The organism is Nocardioides panacihumi (assembly GCF_039530925.1).
GTDB classification, from domain to species: domain Bacteria; phylum Actinomycetota; class Actinomycetes; order Propionibacteriales; family Nocardioidaceae; genus Nocardioides; species Nocardioides panacihumi.
The window spans coordinates 328,054-345,996 of the sequence record NZ_BAAAPB010000001.1; the positions used below are offsets into that span (position 1 = coordinate 328,054).

A 17,943-nucleotide genomic window follows, 5' to 3' on the forward strand; every position below is an offset into this window, starting at 1 on the left:
GAACTGACGGTTACCCCTGGAGGTCCGGGCGCCATCCGGCGGTCCGTACGGTGGTGGCATGCCCGCCCGTCAGCTCGTGCTCGTCGCACTCCTGGCCGTGCTGGTCGGCCCGCTGGCCGCCGGCTGCCGCGACGCGTCGGCGGGCGGCGGGACGACCGCTCCGTCCGCCAGCACCTCCGGCTCGTCGGGCCCGACCGCCGCGGTCGCGCCCCGCTTCGCCCGCTACGCGGCGCTCGGCGACTCCTACACCGCCGCACCCGGAGTGCCCGGCGTCCAGTCGAACGACGGGTGCCTGCGGTCGAGCAACAACTACCCGCACCTGCTCGCGGCCGCGCTCCCGGTCGGCCGGTTGGCCGATGTCAGCTGCAGCGGCGCCGACACGAGCGACGTACGACGCTCGCAGCTGGGCAGCGTCGCGCCACAGATCGACGCCGTCACGCGAGACACCGACCTGGTGACGATCGGCCTCGGCGGCAACGACCTCGACCTGTTCGCCCGGCTGATCAGCACGTGCCTGCGACAGAACGCGCCGACCACGTCTGGCTCACCCTGCGCCGACTCGCTCGGTCCCACGGTGCAGCCGGCGCTGGAGCGGATCCAGCAGAACCTGGTGGGCGTCGTACGCACCGTGCGCCTGCGCGCCCCGTCGGCGAAGGTCGTGCTCGTCGGCTATCCGCAGATCGTCCCGGCGTCGGGCACCTGTGCGCAGACGCCGTTCGCGCCGGGTGACTACGCGTTCGCGCGGCGGGTCAACCACGGGCTGGCCGAGACGGTACGCCGGGCCGCCGCGGCTGCGGGGACGTCGTACGCCGACCTCTGGAGCGCGAGCGCCGGTCACGACGTGTGTGCCGCGGACCCCTGGATCAACGGCATCTCGGGCCCCGGTGCGGCGCCGTTCCACCCGTTCGCCGTCGAGCAGGCCGCCGTCGCGAGGCTGGTCGCGGCGTCCCTGGGGTGACTCAGCGCCCCCGGGGAAGCTCAGCGTTCGCCCAGGTGACCAGCCGTTCCAGCGGCGTTCTACCTCGGCGAACACTGAGTTACCCCCGATTGCCCCGATTGCCCCCGACTGCCCCGGTTGCCCGGCTCCTCCGGTCAGCGCTCCCAGACGACCCGCCCGCCGACCACCGTGAGCGAGGAGGCCAGGCCGCGGAGCCCGGCCGGCGTGGCGGCCAGGGGGTCGGCGTCGAGCAGCACCAGGTCACCGGGCTCGCCGACGCGGACGCGACGACCGTCGACGGAGGCGGCCAGCGCCTCGGCGACAGTGAGCGACTGCTCCGGGTGCCACGGCTCCTCGCCCGGGTCGCCCCGGTGCACGGCGGCCGAGACGGCGAGCCACGGGTCGAGCGGCGCGACCGGGGCGTCCGAGCCGAGGGCGATCCGCACACCCGCATCGCGCAGCCAGCGCAGCGCGAACGAACGCTCCCCGCGCCCCGGCCAGACCCTCTCGGAGGTCTCGCGGTCGTCGAGCAGGTGGGCCGGCTGCACGCTGGCGGTCAGGCCGAGCCGGGCCAGCTCCCCGACGGCGTCGCGGGTGACGAGCTGCGCGTGCTCGATGGAGCCGGAGGCGCCGGTCGCGTCGTAGACGGCGAGCGCCTCCGCCAGCGCCCGGTCGCCGATCGCGTGCGTCGCCACCGTGAAGCCGGCCGCATGTCCACGCGCGAGGAGGCCGCGCAGCTCTTCGACGGACTGGTTCGGCGCGCCGTGGCCTCCGGTGTCGGCGTAGGGCTCGCAGCACCACGCCGTACGCGTGCCGAGGGAGCCGTCGCTGATGATCTTGAGCGAGCCTACCGTCAGCCCCGGGGCGAGCTCGGAGCCGGTGCGCAGGCCGGCGGCGAGGGCGGCGTCGAGTGTGTCGGCGTACGGCGACCAGCGCACGCGCAGCAGGTCGCACCCCGCCTGCCAGCGCTCGGCCCAGTCCGTCCACGGCGCCCCGAACTCGAAGTCGACCACCCCCACGACGCCGCGGGCGGCGGCCTGCGTCATCACGCGCCGGTAGTCCTCCGCGGTCGGTGCGCCGACGAGCGCGGTCAGCCTCGGGTAGGCGTCGAACCACTCCCGCTCGCTGACCACCTCGTCACGCCTGGCCAGGCCGAGCGCGTCCAGCGCGGCCGTGTTGAGCCAGCCGTGGTGGAAGTCGCCGTTGACGAGCACGACCGGCACGTGGCCACTGACGGCGTCGAGCTCGGCGACGGTCACGCTCCGCGACCAGGTGCCGGCCCGGTGGCCCATGCCCACGACCGGGCCGCCGCTTCCGTCACCGATCGCGGCCGCGACGAGCGCGACCGCGTCCTCGGGTGACCGCGCCTCCGACAGGTCGAGCCTGCGCGAGGCCAGCGCCCACTGCCCCAGATGGACGTGCGCGTCCCACAGCCCCGGGAGCAGCCAGCGGCCGTCGGCGGCGACCTCGCGTACGCCGGCGTCGGGCAGGCGCGGCCCGACGGCCGCCACGACACCGGACCGGACGAGGACGTCGACGGGGTCGGCGTACGAGTCGGCGTACGAGTCGGCGTGCACGCCGGCGTCGAGGGGCACGACGCGGGCGCCGCGCACGAGCAGGTCGGACATGGCGCACATCATCTACGGTCGCGACCCGCGCAGGGGTCAGTCCTCGGTGACGCGGCCGCCGTCGACCCGCAGCTGCCGGTTGGTGTGCACCGCGGCCAGCATCCGCCGGTCGTGGGTGACGAGTAGCAGCGTCCCCGGGTAGGCGTCCAGCGCCGACTCGAGCTGTTCGATCGCCGGGAGGTCGAGGTGGTTCGTCGGCTCGTCGAGCACGAGCAGGTTGACGCCCCGCGCCTGCAGCAGCGCCAGCGCAGCGCGGGTGCGCTCCCCCGGGCTGAGCGTGGCCGCGGGCCGCACGACGTGGTCGGACTTGAGGCCGTACTTCGCCAGCAGCGTGCGGATCTCCTCCGGCGCGAGGTCGGGCGCGTGGACGCGGAGCGAGTCGACGAGCGGCTCGTCGCCCTCGAACAGCGCACGGGCCTGGTCGACCTCGCCCACGACGACGCCGGGACCGAGCGACGCGGTGCCGGAGTCGAGCGGGATCCGGCCGAGGAGGGCGCCGAGCAGCGTCGACTTGCCCGACCCGTTGGGACCGGTGATGGCGACCTTGTCGGCCCAGCCGATCTCGAGGTTCACAGGGCCGAGGGTGAAGTCGCCGCCGGAGCTCGAGCGCCGGACGACGGCGTCGCGCAGCACCGCCGTACGCGCACCGGAGCGAGGCGCGACGGAGATCTCCATCCGCAGCTCCCACTCCTTGCGGGGCTCCTCGACGGCGTCGCGCTCGAGCCGTTCGATGGCGCGCTCGGACTGGCGGACCTTCGAGGCCTGCTTCTCGGCGGACTCGGCACGGTAGCGACGGATCGACTTGTCCGGCTCGTCGTTGATCGAGCGCCGGGCGTTGCGGACGCCCTGGTTGGCCCACGCGCGCTGCGTCTGCATCCGGCCCGCCAGGTCGGTCAGCTTGCCGGCGTACTCGTCGTAGGCGTCACGGGCGTGCTGCCGCGCGATCTCCCGCTCCCGCAGGTAGGCGTCGTAGCCGCCGCCGTACAGGTTGACCTGGTGCTGGTGGAGGTCGAGCTCGACCACGCGGTTGATCGTGCGGGCGAGGAACTCGCGGTCGTGGCTGACGATGACGACCGGTGCGCGCAGCTCCCGGACGAACCGCTCCAACCGGTCCAGTCCGTCGAGGTCGAGGTCGTTGGTCGGCTCGTCGAGGAGGAACACGTCGTAGCGGCTCAGCAGGAGGCTGGCCAGGTTGGCCCGCGCGGCCTGGCCACCGCTCAGGCTGGTCATCTCCTGGTCGAGCCCGACGCCCAGGCCGACGTCGGCGGCGACCTCCTCGGCCCGCTCGTCGAGGTCGGCGGCGCCGAGGGCCAGCCAGCGCTCGAGGGCGTGCGCGTACTCGTCGTCGGCTCCCGGCTCACCCGCGCCGAACCGCTCGGTCGCGGCGTCGAACGCCGCCTGCGCGTCGGCGACGCCGGTGCGCCGGGCCAGGAACGCGCGGACCGTCTCGCCGGCGTGCCGCTCCGGCTCCTGCGAGAGGTAGCCGATCGTGGCCGTCGCGGGGCTGACCGAGACGGTGCCGCTCTCGGGCGCGAGCGTCCCGGCGAGGACCCGGAGAAGGGTCGACTTGCCGGCGCCGTTGGGCCCGACGAGGCCGATCACGTCGCCCGGCGCGACGACCAGGTCGAGCCCGTCGAAGAGTGCCTTCGCGCCGTGCCCGGCGGCGAGACCGAAGGTCTGGATGGTGGCGCTCACCCGGTCGAGGCTATCGGTGGCGTCGACCGGGTTTTCGTCCCACCCCGGCGACCGATGCGGGCATGATGGTCGCGTCGGCAGGGGGAGACTGTGCCGACAGGGGAAGGGGGCGGCATGAGACGCATCCGGATCATCGCCGTCGCGACGGTGATGTCCGTCAGCCCGTGGCTCGCGGCGTGCAGCGGCGGCTCCGGCGGCACGGCCCCGACCCCCGGCACGGGTCCGGCGACCTCGACGAGCGCCGGCCCGGCGTCGTACGACGACGCCCGCTCCACCCCCGTCGAGGACTCGGTCTACCCCGACGTCGGGGACCCTGGGGTGGACGCGCTGCACTACGGGCTCCGCGTCTCCTGGGACCCGGCGTCGAAGACCCTGACCGGTCACGAGTCGCTGCTCTTCAGGGCGACCGCTGACGCCGACCACGTGCAGCTCGACCTGGCGGCGGCGATGGTGCCGACCAAGGTGACGCTCGACGGCACCGCGGCGGCGTACACCCATCCGGGCAAGGACCTCGTGCTGCAGCGCCGCGTCCGCGCCGGCCACGACTACACGCTCGCGCTCGACTACGCGGGGACGCCGACGCCGGTGCCGGCGCCGAGCACGCGCCGCGACACCCCGCGGCTCGGCCTGACGGTCGACCCCGACGGCGCCCTGTGGACGATGCAGGAGCCGTACGGCGCCTTCACCTGGTACGCCGTCAACGACCAGCCCTCCGACAAGGCCCACTACGACATCGACGTCGACGCGCCCACTCCGATGGTCGGCGTCAGCAACGGCACGCTCACCGACCGCTCCACGTCCGGCGGACGCACCAGGACGAGCTGGCACCTCGACGAGCCGACGGCGTCGTACCTCGTCACCCTCGCGGTCGGCGACTACCAGGAGACCAAGGCCAGGAGCGGCAGTGGCGTGCCCATCTCGTACTGGACCACCCCCGACGACACCGAGCTGCTGAACAACCTGCAGGCGGCGCCGCCGCTGCTCGACTGGCTCGAGAAGAAGCTCGGGCCCTTCCCGTTCGACTCGCTCGGCTTCGTGCTGGTCGACAGCGACAGCGGCATGGAGACGCAGACGATGATCACGCTCGGCCGCGACCCGTCCGACAGCGAGCCGGACACGCTCGTCCACGAGATGGCGCACCAGTGGTACGGCGACCTGGTGACCCCGTCCGACTGGCGCGACGTGTGGATGAACGAGGGCATGGCGATGTACCTCCAGGGCGCCTGGCAGGACGAGGACTGGCAGCTGCCGCCGGGTGACTCGCTGGCGACGTGGGTCCCCGACGAGATCAGCTCACGGCGTACCGCCGGCCCGCCGGGCGCCTACAAGCACGACCACTTCGCCGAACTCAACGTCTACTACGGGCCGGCGCTGATGTGGGACGCGCTGCGGAAGATGGTCGGCGACGCCGTCTTCTGGCGGCTGGTCCGCGACTGGCCGGCCGCGCGTGCCGAGCGCTCCACGGGGCGGGACGACTACATCCGCTGGGTCTCGCAGCAGACCGGCCGCGACCTGACGTCGTTCTTCGACCGTTGGCTGATGTCCGCGCGCAGTCCGCTCGATCGGTAGGGCTGTCCGGCCGCGCCCCGGGCCCGCCCAGGGGTAACCGTCAGTTCGATGCAGTAACCGTCAGTTCGATACGCCACCTGACGGTTGCAACGGTCATGAGCCGTATCGAACTGACGGTTACCCCCCCGAGCCCGGCCCCGCCGAGGGCCGCCCCACCGGCCCCGGCGGAGCGGGTCAGGCGGTGGCGGCGGCGGTGCCGGCGTACAGGCTCCCGGGCCTCGGCAGGCCGTAGTGCTCGCGCAGCGTGGTGCCGGTGTAGTCGGTGCGGAACAGCCCTCGGTCCTGCAGGATCGGCACGACCTTCGAGGTGAACGCGTCGAGCAGCTGCGGGTAGAGCGGCGGCATCACGTTGAACCCGTCGGCGGCCCCGCCCTCGAACCACTCCTGGATCGTGTCAGCGACCTGCACCGGCGTGCCGTGCACGACGTTGTGCCCACGTCCGCCGGCGAGCCGGTGCAGCAGCTGGCGCAGGGTCGGCCGGTCGCGCTCGACGATGTTGGCGACCACCTGCTTGCGGCTGCGGTTGTTGTCGAGCACGTTGCCCGCCCCGCCGAAGAGCGAGACCGGCACCGCCTCGTCGAGCTCGAGGTGGCCGAGCGAGACGCCGGCGATCTTCTCGAGCTGGGAGACGCCGTACGCCGCCACGGTGAGCTCGTTGAACTCGTCGTACAGGGCCTTCGCCTCGGCCGGGGTGTCGCCGATGAACGGGCTGATGCCCGGCAGCACCAGGACGTGGTCGGGGTTGCGGCCGAACGTGCGCGCCTGTGCCTTGATGTCGGCGTAGAAGGCCTGTGCGTTCCCGAGCGTCTGGTGCGCGGTGAAGATGGCCTCGGCGTTGCGGGCGGCGAACGCGCGCCCCTCGTTGGACGACCCGGCCTGCACGTAGACCGGCCGGCCCTGCGGCGAGCGCGGCGCGTTGAACGGACCGCGGACCCGCAGGTGGCGACCGACGTGGTCGATGCGGTGGATCCGGGCCTGGTCGGCGAACACACCTGCCGCCTTGTCGACGACCTCGGCGTCGTCCTCCCAGCTGTCCCAGAGCCGCGTGACGACCTCGACGAACTCCTCCGCGCGGCCGTAGCGCTCCTCGTTGCTCGGCACTCCGGTGAGCCCGAAGTTGTGGGCGGCGTCCTCGCTGAAGGTGGTGACGATGTTCCACCCCGCCCGGCCGCCGGAGATCCGGTCGAGCGAGCCGAAGAGGCGGGCCAGGTTGTACGGCTCGTAGAACGTCGTCGACGCGGTGGCGATGAGGCCGATGCGCTCGGTCGCGGTCGCCAGGGCGGTGAGGAACGTGATCGGCTCGAACTGGGTGCTCGGGCGGTATCCGGTCCCGTAGTGGGCCGGGCCGTCGGCCAGGAACACGGCGTCGAGCTTGGCGGCCTCGGCCTTGCGGGCGAGCTCCTGGTACCAGGAGATGTCCCCGACCCGGTCGGCCGAGCTGTCCGGGTGACGCCAGGAGGCCTCGTGGTGGCCGGTGTCGTGGAGGAACGCGTTGAGCTTGAGCTGGCGGGGCTGGTCGGTCATCGGGTGTGCCTTTCGGACGAGTGGTGGTCAGGCGCCGACGAGGGCGCGGTCGGAGGCGGCGGCGCGGGCCGCGAGGCTGGGCGGCACCGGCAGCCCGTAGTGGTCGCGCAGCGTGTCGCCGGCGTACTCCTCGCGGAAGAGGCCGCGGCGCTGCAGCAGCGGCACGACGCCGTCGACGAACTCCTCCAGGCCCGAGGGCAGCACGGCCGGCATCACGTTGAAGCCGTCGGCGGCGTCGGTCGTGAACCACAGCTCGAGGTCGTCGGCGACCTGCTCGGGCGTGCCGACGAACGTGCGGTGGCCGCGGCCTCCGCCGAGCTTCTGCAGGATCTGGCGGACCGTGAGGCGCTCGCGCCGGGCGAAGTCGACGACGAGCTCGTAACGACTGCGGTTGCCCTCGATCTCCTCGACCGGCCGGATGTTCGTCGGCAGCGGGCCGTCGAGGTCGATCCGGTCGGCGGGGATGCCGATGTCGGCCGCGAGCTGGCGCAGCGGGTGGTCGAGGATGATGAGCTCCTCGAGCTGCCGCTCCTTCGCGCGGGCCTCGGCGACGGTGCCGCCGAGGATCGGCACGATGCCCGGCAGGATCTTGAGGTGGTCGGGGTCGCGCCCGGCCGCGACGGTCGCCGCCTTGAGCCGGCGGTAGAAGTCGCGCCCCTCCTCGACGGTGCGCTGGGCGGTGAAGACGGCCTCGGCGTACGCCGCCGCGAGCTCGATCCCGGCGGGCGAAGAGCCGGCCTGGACCACGACCGGGTGGCCCTGCTCGCTGCGCCCGACGTTGAGCGGCCCCCGCACCCGGAAGTGGGCGCCGGTGTGGTCGAGGGCGTGCACCCTCGCCGGGTCGGTGTGGACGCCGGCCGCCTTGTCACCGACGGTCGCGCCCTCCTCCCAGCCGCCCCAGAGGCCGAGCACGACCTCGAGGTACTCCTCGGCCCGGGCGTAGCGCTCGGCGTGGGTCGGGTTGCCGGCATAGCCGAAGTTCAGCCCGGCGCTCGTGTCGGCGGTGGTGACGACGTTCCACCCCGCGCGCCCGTGGCTGATCCGGTCCAGGGTGAGGAACCGGCGGGCGGTGTTGAACGGCTCGTCGAACGTCGTCGTCGCGGTGGCGATGAGGCCGATCCGCTCGGTGGCGACCGCCATCGCGGCGAGCAGGAGCGTCGGCTCCAGCACCTGCGGAGGCCGGCGGGCGACGCCCTCGATCGGACCCCACAGGCCGGGCCCGTCGGCGAAGAACACAGAGTCGAGCCGGCCGCGCTCGGCGAGCCGGGCGAGGTCCTGGAAGTACTCGACGTCGGCCTCGACGAACGGGTCGATCTCGGGGAGCCGCCACGACGCCTCGTGGTGGCCGGTGGACATCAGGAAGGCGTTGAGGACCAGCTGCTTCGTCATGGCCCCTCCTCTCATGCCCGCCAGCGCGAGAAGCGACGCTCCAGCGCGACGAGCGAGTAGTTGATGACGAGCCCGAGCAGGGACGTCGTGAGGATGGCGGCGTACATCTTGGGGATCAGGAAGTTCATCGACGCGTAGCTGATGAGGAAGCCGAGCCCCTGGTTGGCGCCGATCATCTCGGCGGCGATGAGCACCAGGATCGCGGCGGCGCCGGAGATCCGGATGCCGGTGAAGATCGTCGGGATCGCCGCCGGGAAGACGACCTTGCGGAACGTCGCCACCGGGCTGAGCCCGAGCACCCGCGCCGAGCGGAGCAGCTGGGTGTCGACCGTCGCCACTCCGGTGATCGTGCTCAGCAGGATCGGGAAGAAGCAGGCGTAGGTGACGATCGCGATCTTGGACGTCTCCCCGATCCCGAGGATCAGCGTGAAGACCGGCAGGATCGCCAGCGCCGCGGTGTTGCGGAAGATCTCCAGCGCGGGCTGGAAGAACTCGCGCACCGGGCGATACCACGCGATGGCGGCGCCGAGCGGGATCGCGACGGCGGTGGCCAGGGCGAACCCTGTCGCCGAGCGGACCATGCTCGCCCGGACGTGGTCGGCCAGCTCGCCGCTGCGGGCCAGCTCCCACCAGGCCTGCAGCACGACGTGCAGCGGCGGGATGAAGTAGGAGTCGACCAGTCCCCAGCGAGGGGCGAACTCCCACACCAGCGCGAGCGCGAGGATGCCGGCCAGTCCGCGGACGAGGGTGACGGTGCGCCGTCGGCTCGGGGTCGCGTGCCTGACCCGCGCCGCCGCCTCCTGCCGGGGGTTGGGGCGGGCCTCGGTCCGCTCGTCGATCAGGCTAGGCAACGCGGTTCACCACCTCGGGACGGGCGGCCTGGAGCGTCTGCTCGCGCAGCAGGCTCCAGATCCGGTGACGGTACGACGCGAAGGCCGGCGTGGCCCGCAGGTCCTGGTTCTCGGCCGTCTGCCGGTCCAGGTCGACGTCGATGACCTCCTTGATCCGGCCGGGCCGGCTGCTCATCACCGCGACCCGCTGGCCGAGGAAGACGGCCTCCTCGATGTCGTGGGTGATGAAGACGACCGTCGTGCCGGTGCGCCGCCAGATCCCGACGAGCTCCTCCTGGAGGCGCTCGCGGGTCTGGGCGTCGAGGGCGCCGAACGGCTCGTCCATGAGCAGCACCCCCGGCTCGTAGGAGAGGCTGCGCGCGATCGCCACGCGCTGCTTCATCCCGCCGGAGAGCTCGTGCGGGTAGCGGTTGGCGAACTCCCCGAGGCCGACGAGCTCCAGGTAGTCCAGCGCTCGCGCGGCCCGCTCCCGCTTGGCGATGCCGGCCGCCTCGAGGGCGAACTCGACGTTGCCGCGGGCTGTCCGCCACGGCAGCAGCGTGTACTGCTGGAACACGACGCTGCGGTCGAGGCCGGGGCCGCTGATCGGCGTCCCGTCGATGCTGACGGTGCCCGAGGTCGGCTTGGTCAGTCCGCTGACCAGGTCGAGCACGGTCGACTTGCCGCAGCCGCTCGGCCCGACGAGGGTCACGAACTCCCCCGCCGCGATCTCGAGGTCGACGCCGTCGAGGGCGACGAACTCGCGCAGCTGCCTGTCGTCGTCGCCGCGCACCAGGAACGTCTGCCCGACGTCGCGCAGCGTGATCGATGAGCTCATCGGCGCCTCACCCCTTGTTGAGGTCGTTGGTGTAGACGTCGGACGCCTCGAGCTTCCCGGCGTCGACGTCGCCACGGCTGTCGAGCCAGTCGATCCAACGCGCGATGTCCTCGTCCGAGATCGACCCGTGCGGGCTCGCGACGCCGGTCGCGCCCGGCCAGTTCTTCTCGACGGCGTCGACGTAGCCGGCGTACCCGTGGTCGGTGAGCCACTTCTCGTAGACCTTGAGCACGTCGGCGCGGTCGTGCGAGGCGATGTAGTCCACGGCCTTGCCCACGCCCGTGGCGAGGGTCTGCGCGGCCTGGTGGTGCTTGGCGATGAAGTCGTCGCGCAGCGTGAAGCCGCCGCCGTTGTAGTTGCCGACCACGTCGGTGTCCTTGACGAGGGTGCTCAGCGGCACCGCCTCGCTGGCGGCCTTCAGCTGGCCGAGGCCGATGTAGGCGGCGTCGACCTGGTGCTCCTTGAGCGCCTGCGCGGTGTTGAGCGGCGGGAGCGGCACGAGGGTGACTCCTCTGATCTCCTCGGGCGTGAGCCCCTCCTTCTGGAACCACGTGTCCAGGACCGCCTCGGCGTTGGCCCCGAGGGTGTTGACGGCGACCTTCTTGCCGATCAGGTCGCGGGCCGAGGTGATGCCGGAGCCGGTCGGTGTGGCGACCACCGAGGCGATGGGGCCGTTCGAGCCGTACGTCGACACGACCGCCTTGATCGGGACGCCGGTCGCGACCAGCTGGGCGACGGCGCCGTAGAAGGCCGAGGCGCCGATGTCGATCTGGCGGCTGGCGAGCGCCTTGAGGCTCTCGGGGCCACCGGTGACGTCGCCGACCTTCTTCAGCTTGACGCCCTTGAGGTAGCCGAGCGCGTCGGCCAGCTGGAGCAGGTCGACGCTGCCCTGGCTGGACTGGTAGCGGACGGTGGTCGTGCCGTCGGAGTTCGTGGCGCTGGAGCTGCCACCGCAGCCCGAGGCGAGGGCCACGGTGGCCAGGAGGGCGGCGCTCAGCGCGGCGATCCGGGTTCGTACGGGTCCTACACGTGTCATGGGGGTGGCGCTCCGTTCGGGACGTTGTCGTATCGACAATGTTTGTCGATCTGTTTTATGGACTTTAGAGGGTTCGAATGTCGTTCCGGACGCACGTCTCAGATGCCGGGCATGTCGGCCCGGGGACGTCGGTAACCTCCCGGGCCATGGCGCGACTCACCGCACGCGAGCTGATCGACCTGGTCCTCGACGAGGGCTCCTGGGTGTCGTGGGACACGGCTCCTGCCCGGGCCGGCGTCTCCGCGGCGTACGCCGAGGAGCTGCGCGCGGCGTCCGAGCGCACCGGCGTCGACGAGTCGGTGCTCACCGGCGAGGGCACGATGCTGGGGCGCCGGGTGGCCGTCCTGGTGAGCGAGTTCGGGTTCCTCGCCGGGTCGATCGGCCGCGACGCCGCGGACCGGCTCGTGACCGCGGTGAAGCGCGCCACGGTCGAGCGGCTGCCGCTGCTCGCCGCCCCCGCCTCCGGCGGCACCCGGATGCAGGAGGGCACCCCGGCGTTCGTGCAGATGGTGCGGATCACCGAGGCCGTCTCGGCCCACAAGTCGGCCGGGCTGCCCTACCTCGTCTACCTGCGCCACCCCACGACCGGAGGGGTGATGGCGTCGTGGGGCTCGCTCGGACACGTCACCGTCGGCGAGCCCGGGGCGCTGCTCGGCTTCCTCGGCCCGAAGGTCTTCGAGCTGCTCAACGGGCACCCCTTCCCCGCCGGCGTCCAGGTCGCGGAGAACCTCTACTCGCACGGCATCATCGACGCCGTGCTCCCACCCGAGGAGATCGCCGGGATCCTCGACCGGGCGCTGACGATCCTCCAGACGAGACCGCGAGTCGGCGCGTCCTCGCAGTCTGAGAGGGCCGAGTCGGCGCGTCCTGACGCGGTGCCGCCCATCGACACGTGGGACGCGGTCACCCGGTCACGGCGCGAGGACCGGCCAGGGGTCCGGAGGCTGCTGAAGACGGCGGCGGCGGACGTCGTACCCCTCAACGGCACGGGGCAGGGTGAGCGCGACCCCGCCCTCATCATCGCGCTGGCGCGCTTCGGCGACGCGCCCTGCGTGCTGCTCGCCCAGGACAGGCGCGAGCAGGCGCAGCAGGCGTTCGGGCCGACGGCGCTGCGCGAGGCCCAGCGCGGGCTGAGGCTCGCCGAGGATCTCGGCCTGCCGGTGCTGACGGTGATCGACACGCGCGGCGCGGCGCTCTCGCCCGAGGCCGAGAACGGCGGCATGGCCGGCGAGATCGCTCGTTGCATCGACGCGCTCGTCAACGTGAAGGCGCCGACGATGTGCCTCATGCTCGGCGAGGGCAACGGCGGCGGCGCACTCGCCTTCCTGCCCGCCGACCGGGTCGTCGCGACACAGCACGCGTGGCTCTCGCCGCTGCCACCGGAGGGCGCCTCGGCCATCGTGCACGGCGACACGACCCATGCGGCCGACATGGCCCGCGCGCAGCGCGTGCTCGCGGTCGACCTCGCCGCGCTCGGGATCGTCGACCGGATCATCCCCGAGCTGCCGGACGCCGCCGACGAGCCGGACGAGTTCTGTCACCGGGTCGGCGGCGTCATCGAGGCGGAGCTGGCCCGGCTGATGGCGGTGGGTCCGGGGTCGCCCGCTGCCCGGGCGGAGCGCTACGCCTGACTCCGACTCGGCGGGTGATCTGGGGCGCGCCGGGTCGGCAGGGGTAACCGTCTGTTCGATACGCCTCCTGACCCTTGCAACGGTCAGGAGGCGTGTCGAAGGGACGGTTGCCGTATCGAACAGACGGTTACCCCCGGCGCGCCGAGAGGTCGATCCGTACGGTCCGAGCGGTCAGTCCGTCCTGACGGATTGACGTCTCGGACCGTACGGATTGACGTCTCGGACCGTTTGGATCGACGTCTCGGCGATCAGGCCAGCAGCTGCGACGGGTCGGCCATGGCGGCCGCGACGTCGGCGAGGAACGCCGAGCCGGTCGCGCCGTCGACGTGCCGGTGGTCGAACGACAGGGAGAGCGTGCACACGTCACGTACGGCGAGCCGGTCCTCGCCGTCGGCGGAGACGACCCATGGCCGCTTCGACACGGCGCCGAAGCAGAGGATCGCCGACTCGCCCGGGTTGATGATGGGGGTGCCGCCCTCCATCCCGAAGGGGCCGACGTTCGTGATCGTGAACGTGCCGCCCTGCTGCTGCGCCGGCTGCGTCTTCCCCTCGCGGGCGACGTCGGTGAGCGCGTTGATCGCCCGGCCGAGGTCGGGACCGCTCATCAGGTCGGCGTCCTTGATGTTCGGCACGACCAGACCGCGGGGCGTGGCCGCGGCGACGCCGAGGTTGACGTAGTGCCGCAGCACGACCTCCTGGGCCGGCTCGTCCCACACCGCGTTGAGCAGCGGGTGCTTGCGCAGCGCCTCGGTGCAGGCGCGGGCGAGCAGCAGCAGAGGGCTGACGCGCACGCCGGCGTACGCCGGGTCCGACTTGAGCCTGGCCACCAGCCGCGTCGTCTCGGTGACGTCGACGCTCGTCCAGATCGTGACGTGCGGGACGGTGAAGGCGCTGGCCGACATGGCCTGGCCCATCATCTTGCGGACGCCCTTGATCGGCTCGCGGGTCACCCGCCCGGTGTAGACGGGCTGCGGGACGTCATACGCCCTGGCTGCCGGAGCCGCCGACTCGTATGACGTCGCGGGCTGGGACGGGGACGACGCCAGGTCCTCGCGGGTCACGTCGCCGTGCCGGCCGGTCGGCGCGACGTCGCGCAGGTCGATCCCGGCCTCCCGCGCGGCGAGACGCACCGGCGGCTTGGCGAGCACCGGGCCGGACGCGGCGGCGTGCTGCCCGCCGGACCGGCCGGACGGATCGGCCGCCCGACGTGCGCGTCGCTGCGTCGAGGCCTCCCGCGGCCCGTAGCCGACGAGCGTGCCCGGCGTGTCGCCGGCAGGCTCCTCCGCGCGCGCCTCCGTGGCGGCCGGTGGGACGAACTCCGAGGCGCCGCCCGCCGGGGCGTTGCCGCTGCCGATGCGGATGATCGGGGTGCCGACCTCGACCGTCGCGCCGACCTCCACGAGGATCGCCTCGACGATGCCGGCGAAGGGCGAGGGCAGCTCGACGACCGACTTGGCCGTCTCGATCTCGCAGACGATGTCGTTGATCTGGACGGTGTCACCCACCGCCACGTGCCACGACACCAGCTCGGCCTCGACGAGGCCCTCGCCGACGTCGGGCAGCTTGAACTCCTGGGTCGTCGCCGTCACCACGCGAAACTCCTGTCCACCATGTCGAGAAGCCGGTCGAGGTCCGGGAGCCACGAGTGCTCCACGCGGGCGGGCGGGTACGGCGTGTCGTAGCCGCCCACGCGCAGCACGGGCGCCTCCAGCGAGTAGAAGCACGACTCGGTGATCCGGGCGGCGATCTCGGCGCCCATGCCGAGGTTGGTGTGCGCCTCGTGGACGACGACGCACCGGCCGGTACGGCGTACTGACTCCTCCACCGGACCGAGGTCGAGCGGCGAGAGCGTGCGCAGGTCGATGACCTCCATCGAGCGGCCTTCGGCCGCGGCCGCGTCGGCGGCGCGCAGCGCGACGCCGACCGTCGGGCCGTAGGCGCAGATGGTGACGTCGTCGCCCTCGCGGACGACCTTCGAGGCGAAGAGCGGGCCCGGGGTCCCGTCGACGTCCACCTCGATGGCGCCGGCGTGGTACTGCCGCTTCGGCTCGAGGAAGATCACCGGGTCGGGCGACGCGATCGCCTGCTGGATCATCCAGTAGGCGTCGGCCGGGTTGGAGCACGCGACCACCTTGAGCCCGGGCGTGTGCGCGAACTGCGCCTCCGGCGACTCGCTGTGGTGCTCCACGGCGCCGATGCCGCCGCCGAACGGGATGCGGATGACCATCGGCATGGGCAGCCGACCGCCGGAGCGGTAGTGCATCTTGGCGACCTGCGTGACGATCTGGTCGTACGCCGGGTAGACGAACCCGTCGAACTGGATCTCGACGACCGGCTTGTAGCCGCGCAGGGCGAGGCCGACGGCCGTGCCCACGATGCCGGACTCGGCGAGCGGGGTGTCGATGACCCGGTCCTCGCCGAAGTCCTTCTGCAGCCCGTCGGTGATCCGGAAGACGCCGCCGAGACGGCCGATGTCCTCGCCCATGAGGACGACCTTCTGGTCGTGCTCCATGGCCTGCCGCAGGCCGGAGTTGAGCGCCTTGGCGAGTGTCAGCTTCATGCCCCGACCTCCTCGAACGACGCGGCGTAGGCCGCGTACTCGTCACGCTGGTGCGCCAGCTCGTCCGGAATCTCGGTGAAGACGTTGTCGAACAGCGCCACCGGTGAGGGGTCGGGCAGCGCCTTGCATCCGTCGCGCAGCCGCTCGCCGAGGGCGTCGGCCTCGGCGGCCACGCCACCGAAGAAGCCCTCGTCGGCCAGGCCGTTGCGACGCAGGTAGACCTCGACGCGGGCGATCGGGTCCTTGAGCTTCCAGTGCTCGACGTCGGCCGAGTGCCGGTAGCGGGTCGGGTCGTCGGTCGTGGTGTGGGCGCCCATCCGGTAGGTGTAGGCCTCGACCAGGCTCGGGCCGCCGCCCTCACGGGCGCGCTGGAGGGCCGACTTCATGACGGCGTACGTCGCGAGGACGTCGTTGCCGTCGACGCGGACGCCCGGGAAGCCGAAGCCGCTGGCGCGCTCCTTGAGCGGGATGCGCGACTGGCGCTCGAACGGCTCGGAGATGGCCCACTGGTTGTTCTGGCAGAAGAACACCACGGGGGCGTTGTAGGACGCCGCGAAGACGAACGCCTCGTTGACGTCGCCCTGCGACGACGCGCCGTCGCCGAAGTGGGCGACGACCGCGGTGTCGCGCTCGGGGTCGCCGGTGCCCACGAGGCCGTCGCGCTGGACGCCCATGGCGTAGCCGGTGGCGTGCAGGGTCTGCGAGCCGATGACGACGGTGTAGAGGTGGAAGTTGTGCTCCGCCGGGTCCCACGAGCCCTGGTCGCAGCCACGCCAGATGCTGAGCAGCTTGAGCGGGTCGACGCCGCGGCACCAGGCGACGGCGTGCTCGCGGTAGGTCGGGAAGACGTAGTCCTGCGGGCGCAGGGCCCGTCCAGCACCGATCTGCGCGGCCTCCTGGCCGAGGAGCTGGGCCCAGATGCCCAGCTCGCCGTGGCGCTGCAGTGCCGTCGCCTCCACGTCGAGGCGGCGCGTCAGCACCATGTCGCGGTAGAGGCCGCGGACGACCTCGTCGTCGCCGTCGAAGGAGTAGTCGGGGTGCTCGACCCGCTCTCCTTCGGGGGTCAGCAGTTGCACGAAACTCGTGTCACCGGGGGCGTCGGGCACGGCACGCTCTCCTCATACATCGGGCGGTCTGCCGGGGTCCCCGGCCTCACCGCGCTCCGGACGGTCACGCGCGTCCGCGGGGGTGTTGCGGCGCCTGTGACCTGGCCCACAGACGGGCTGAGGCCCAACGTACCCGCTACCCGGCCGTACGCCGAACCCATCGGAGCCCACCCCGTCGGCGCGGCGGGCGGGGTCACTCCCCCGTCACCCGGCCCGGCCGTGCGGCTCCAGCCACACCGACTCGTCGGGGCCCTGGGGGATGATCCCGGACGGGTTGATGTCGTGGTGGACGACGTAGTAGTGCGCCTTGATCTGGTCGAAGTCGGTGTTGTCGCCGAATCCGGGGGTCTGGTACAGGTCACGGGCGTACGCCCACAGCACCGGCATCTCGGTGAGCTTGTTGCGGTTGCACTTGAAGTGGCCGTGGTAGACGGCGTCGAAGCGCGCGAGCGTCGTGTAGAGCCGCACGTCGGCCTCGGTGATCGTGTCGCCCATCAGGTAGCGGCGGTCCGCCAGCCGGGACTCCAGCCAGTCGAGCGCGGCGAAGAGGCGCGTGAACGCGGCGTCGTACGCCTCCTGGGAGCCGGCGAAACCGCAACGGTAGACGCCGTTGTTGACCTCGTTGAAGATCCGCTCCATGACCGTGTCCATCTCCTCGCGGAGCGCATCGGGCCACAGGTCGGGCGCGCCGTCGGCGTGGAAGTCCTGCCACTCGAAGAACAGGTCGTGGGTGATCCACGGGAAGTCGTTGGTGACGACCAGACCCGTCGGGACGTCCACGATCGCGGGCACGGTGATGCCGCGCGGGTAGTCGGGGTAGCGCTTGAGGTAGGCCTCCTGGATCCGCTCGATGCCGAGCACCCGGTCGCGGCCCCCGGGGTCGAGGTCGAACGTCCAGCTGCGCTTGTCGTGGGTCGGACCGGGCGTGCCCAGCGAGATGACGTCCTCGAGGCCGAGCAGCTGCCGGACGATGATCGACCGGTTGGCCCACGGGCAGGCCCGCGCCGCGACCAGGCGGTAACGGCTCGGCTCGACCGGCCACAGCGGCACCGTCGCGGGGCCGCGGTGCGGCAGCCGGGCGTCCTTCGTGATCCGGTCGGGGATGTACCGCATGTCGCGGTCGAACTCCCGCCCCTTCTCCACGTACGTCGGCTTGAGGTCCTCGGTCATGCGGCTCCCGTTATCCAGGCGACAGGGTTC

At 72.4% G+C, this 17,943-nt stretch carries 14 protein-coding genes; 3 read left to right on the plus strand and 11 right to left on the minus strand.

The window, feature by feature from the left end; translation table 11 throughout:
• Positions 1-58 precede the first annotated feature (58 nt).
• Positions 59-958, plus strand: a complete 900-nt coding sequence (locus tag ABD205_RS01590) for an SGNH/GDSL hydrolase family protein (protein ID WP_344041712.1) — start codon at positions 59-61, stop codon at positions 956-958.
• Positions 959-1,092: 134 nt separating this feature from the next.
• On the opposite strand, the gene ABD205_RS01595 is transcribed toward ABD205_RS01590, so the two are convergent.
• Positions 1,093-2,565 carry an amidohydrolase gene (locus tag ABD205_RS01595; RefSeq protein ID WP_344041714.1) on the minus strand — a complete coding sequence of 491 codons (1,473 nt, stop codon included), beginning with the start codon at positions 2,563-2,565 and terminating at the stop codon, positions 1,093-1,095.
• A gap of 36 nt (positions 2,566-2,601) precedes the next feature.
• Complete coding sequence (locus ABD205_RS01600) at positions 2,602-4,260, minus strand: ABC-F family ATP-binding cassette domain-containing protein (protein ID WP_344041716.1); 1,659 nt, start codon at positions 4,258-4,260, stop codon at positions 2,602-2,604.
• A 114-nt stretch (positions 4,261-4,374) separates the two neighbouring features.
• Between ABD205_RS01600 and ABD205_RS01605 the strand changes: the two genes are divergently transcribed.
• On the plus strand, positions 4,375-5,829 hold the full coding sequence (locus ABD205_RS01605) for a M1 family metallopeptidase (RefSeq protein ID WP_344041718.1): 1,455 nt from the start codon (positions 4,375-4,377) through the stop codon (positions 5,827-5,829).
• 174 nt (positions 5,830-6,003) lie between these two features.
• On the opposite strand, the gene ABD205_RS01610 is transcribed toward ABD205_RS01605, so the two are convergent.
• Genes ABD205_RS01610 through ABD205_RS01630 form a run of 5 tightly spaced genes read right to left on the minus strand, consistent with a single transcriptional unit; the run spans position 6,004 to position 11,446 of the window.
• Positions 6,004-7,353 carry an LLM class flavin-dependent oxidoreductase gene (locus tag ABD205_RS01610; RefSeq protein WP_344041720.1) on the minus strand — a complete coding sequence of 450 codons (1,350 nt, stop codon included), beginning with the start codon at positions 7,351-7,353 and terminating at the stop codon, positions 6,004-6,006.
• Positions 7,354-7,380: 27 nt separating this feature from the next.
• Positions 7,381-8,742 (minus strand): LLM class flavin-dependent oxidoreductase, encoded by a 1,362-nt coding sequence (locus tag ABD205_RS01615; RefSeq protein WP_344041722.1) that lies wholly within the window; start codon positions 8,740-8,742, stop codon positions 7,381-7,383.
• An 11-nt stretch (positions 8,743-8,753) separates the two neighbouring features.
• Complete coding sequence (locus ABD205_RS01620; RefSeq protein WP_344041724.1) at positions 8,754-9,593, minus strand: ABC transporter permease; 840 nt, start codon at positions 9,591-9,593, stop codon at positions 8,754-8,756.
• Positions 9,586-10,410 (minus strand): ABC transporter ATP-binding protein, encoded by an 825-nt coding sequence (locus tag ABD205_RS01625; RefSeq protein WP_344041726.1) that lies wholly within the window; start codon positions 10,408-10,410, stop codon positions 9,586-9,588. Before ABD205_RS01625 ends, ABD205_RS01620 begins: the two co-directional genes overlap by 8 nt.
• Before the next feature lie 7 nt (positions 10,411-10,417).
• On the minus strand, positions 10,418-11,446 hold the full coding sequence (locus ABD205_RS01630; RefSeq protein WP_344041728.1) for an ABC transporter substrate-binding protein: 1,029 nt from the start codon (positions 11,444-11,446) through the stop codon (positions 10,418-10,420).
• 146 nt (positions 11,447-11,592) lie between these two features.
• Between ABD205_RS01630 and ABD205_RS01635 the strand changes: the two genes are divergently transcribed.
• Positions 11,593-13,077: a carboxyl transferase domain-containing protein gene (locus tag ABD205_RS01635; RefSeq protein ID WP_344041730.1), complete on the plus strand. Its 1,485-nt coding sequence runs from the start codon at positions 11,593-11,595 to the stop codon at positions 13,075-13,077.
• 248 nt (positions 13,078-13,325) lie between these two features.
• On the opposite strand, the gene ABD205_RS01640 is transcribed toward ABD205_RS01635, so the two are convergent.
• The 4 genes from ABD205_RS01640 to ABD205_RS01655 form a co-directional block, all read right to left on the minus strand.
• Complete coding sequence (locus tag ABD205_RS01640; protein WP_344041732.1) at positions 13,326-14,669, minus strand: dihydrolipoamide acetyltransferase family protein; 1,344 nt, start codon at positions 14,667-14,669, stop codon at positions 13,326-13,328.
• Positions 14,663-15,637: an alpha-ketoacid dehydrogenase subunit beta gene (locus ABD205_RS01645; RefSeq protein ID WP_344041734.1), complete on the minus strand. Its 975-nt coding sequence runs from the start codon at positions 15,635-15,637 to the stop codon at positions 14,663-14,665. The genes ABD205_RS01640 and ABD205_RS01645 overlap by 7 nt, the downstream gene beginning before the upstream one ends.
• Positions 15,634-16,743 (minus strand): pyruvate dehydrogenase (acetyl-transferring) E1 component subunit alpha, encoded by a 1,110-nt coding sequence (gene pdhA, locus ABD205_RS01650; protein ID WP_344041736.1) that lies wholly within the window; start codon positions 16,741-16,743, stop codon positions 15,634-15,636. The genes ABD205_RS01645 and pdhA overlap by 4 nt, the downstream gene beginning before the upstream one ends.
• A gap of 204 nt (positions 16,744-16,947) precedes the next feature.
• Positions 16,948-17,913 (minus strand): glutathione S-transferase family protein, encoded by a 966-nt coding sequence (locus tag ABD205_RS01655; RefSeq protein WP_344041738.1) that lies wholly within the window; start codon positions 17,911-17,913, stop codon positions 16,948-16,950.
• Positions 17,914-17,943: the final 30 nt, after the last annotated feature.

Bases quoted from the DNA above. Each gene is read 5' to 3' on its own strand.
- ABD205_RS01625 (WP_344041726.1), bottom strand. From the start codon at position 10,410: ATGAGCTCATCGATCACGCTGCGCGACGTCGGGCAGACGTTCCTGGTG.
- ABD205_RS01605 (WP_344041718.1), top strand. From the start codon at position 4,375: ATGAGACGCATCCGGATCATCGCCGTCGCGACGGTGATGTCCGTCAGC.
- ABD205_RS01615 (WP_344041722.1), bottom strand. From the start codon at position 8,742: ATGACGAAGCAGCTGGTCCTCAACGCCTTCCTGATGTCCACCGGCCAC.
- ABD205_RS01590 (WP_344041712.1), top strand. From the start codon at position 59: ATGCCCGCCCGTCAGCTCGTGCTCGTCGCACTCCTGGCCGTGCTGGTC.
- ABD205_RS01635 (WP_344041730.1), top strand. From the start codon at position 11,593: ATGGCGCGACTCACCGCACGCGAGCTGATCGACCTGGTCCTCGACGAG.
- ABD205_RS01630 (WP_344041728.1), bottom strand. From the start codon at position 11,446: ATGACACGTGTAGGACCCGTACGAACCCGGATCGCCGCGCTGAGCGCC.
- ABD205_RS01610 (WP_344041720.1), bottom strand. From the start codon at position 7,353: ATGACCGACCAGCCCCGCCAGCTCAAGCTCAACGCGTTCCTCCACGAC.
- ABD205_RS01595 (WP_344041714.1), bottom strand. From the start codon at position 2,565: ATGTCCGACCTGCTCGTGCGCGGCGCCCGCGTCGTGCCCCTCGACGCC.
- ABD205_RS01645 (WP_344041734.1), bottom strand. From the start codon at position 15,637: ATGAAGCTGACACTCGCCAAGGCGCTCAACTCCGGCCTGCGGCAGGCC.
- ABD205_RS01655 (WP_344041738.1), bottom strand. From the start codon at position 17,913: ATGACCGAGGACCTCAAGCCGACGTACGTGGAGAAGGGGCGGGAGTTC.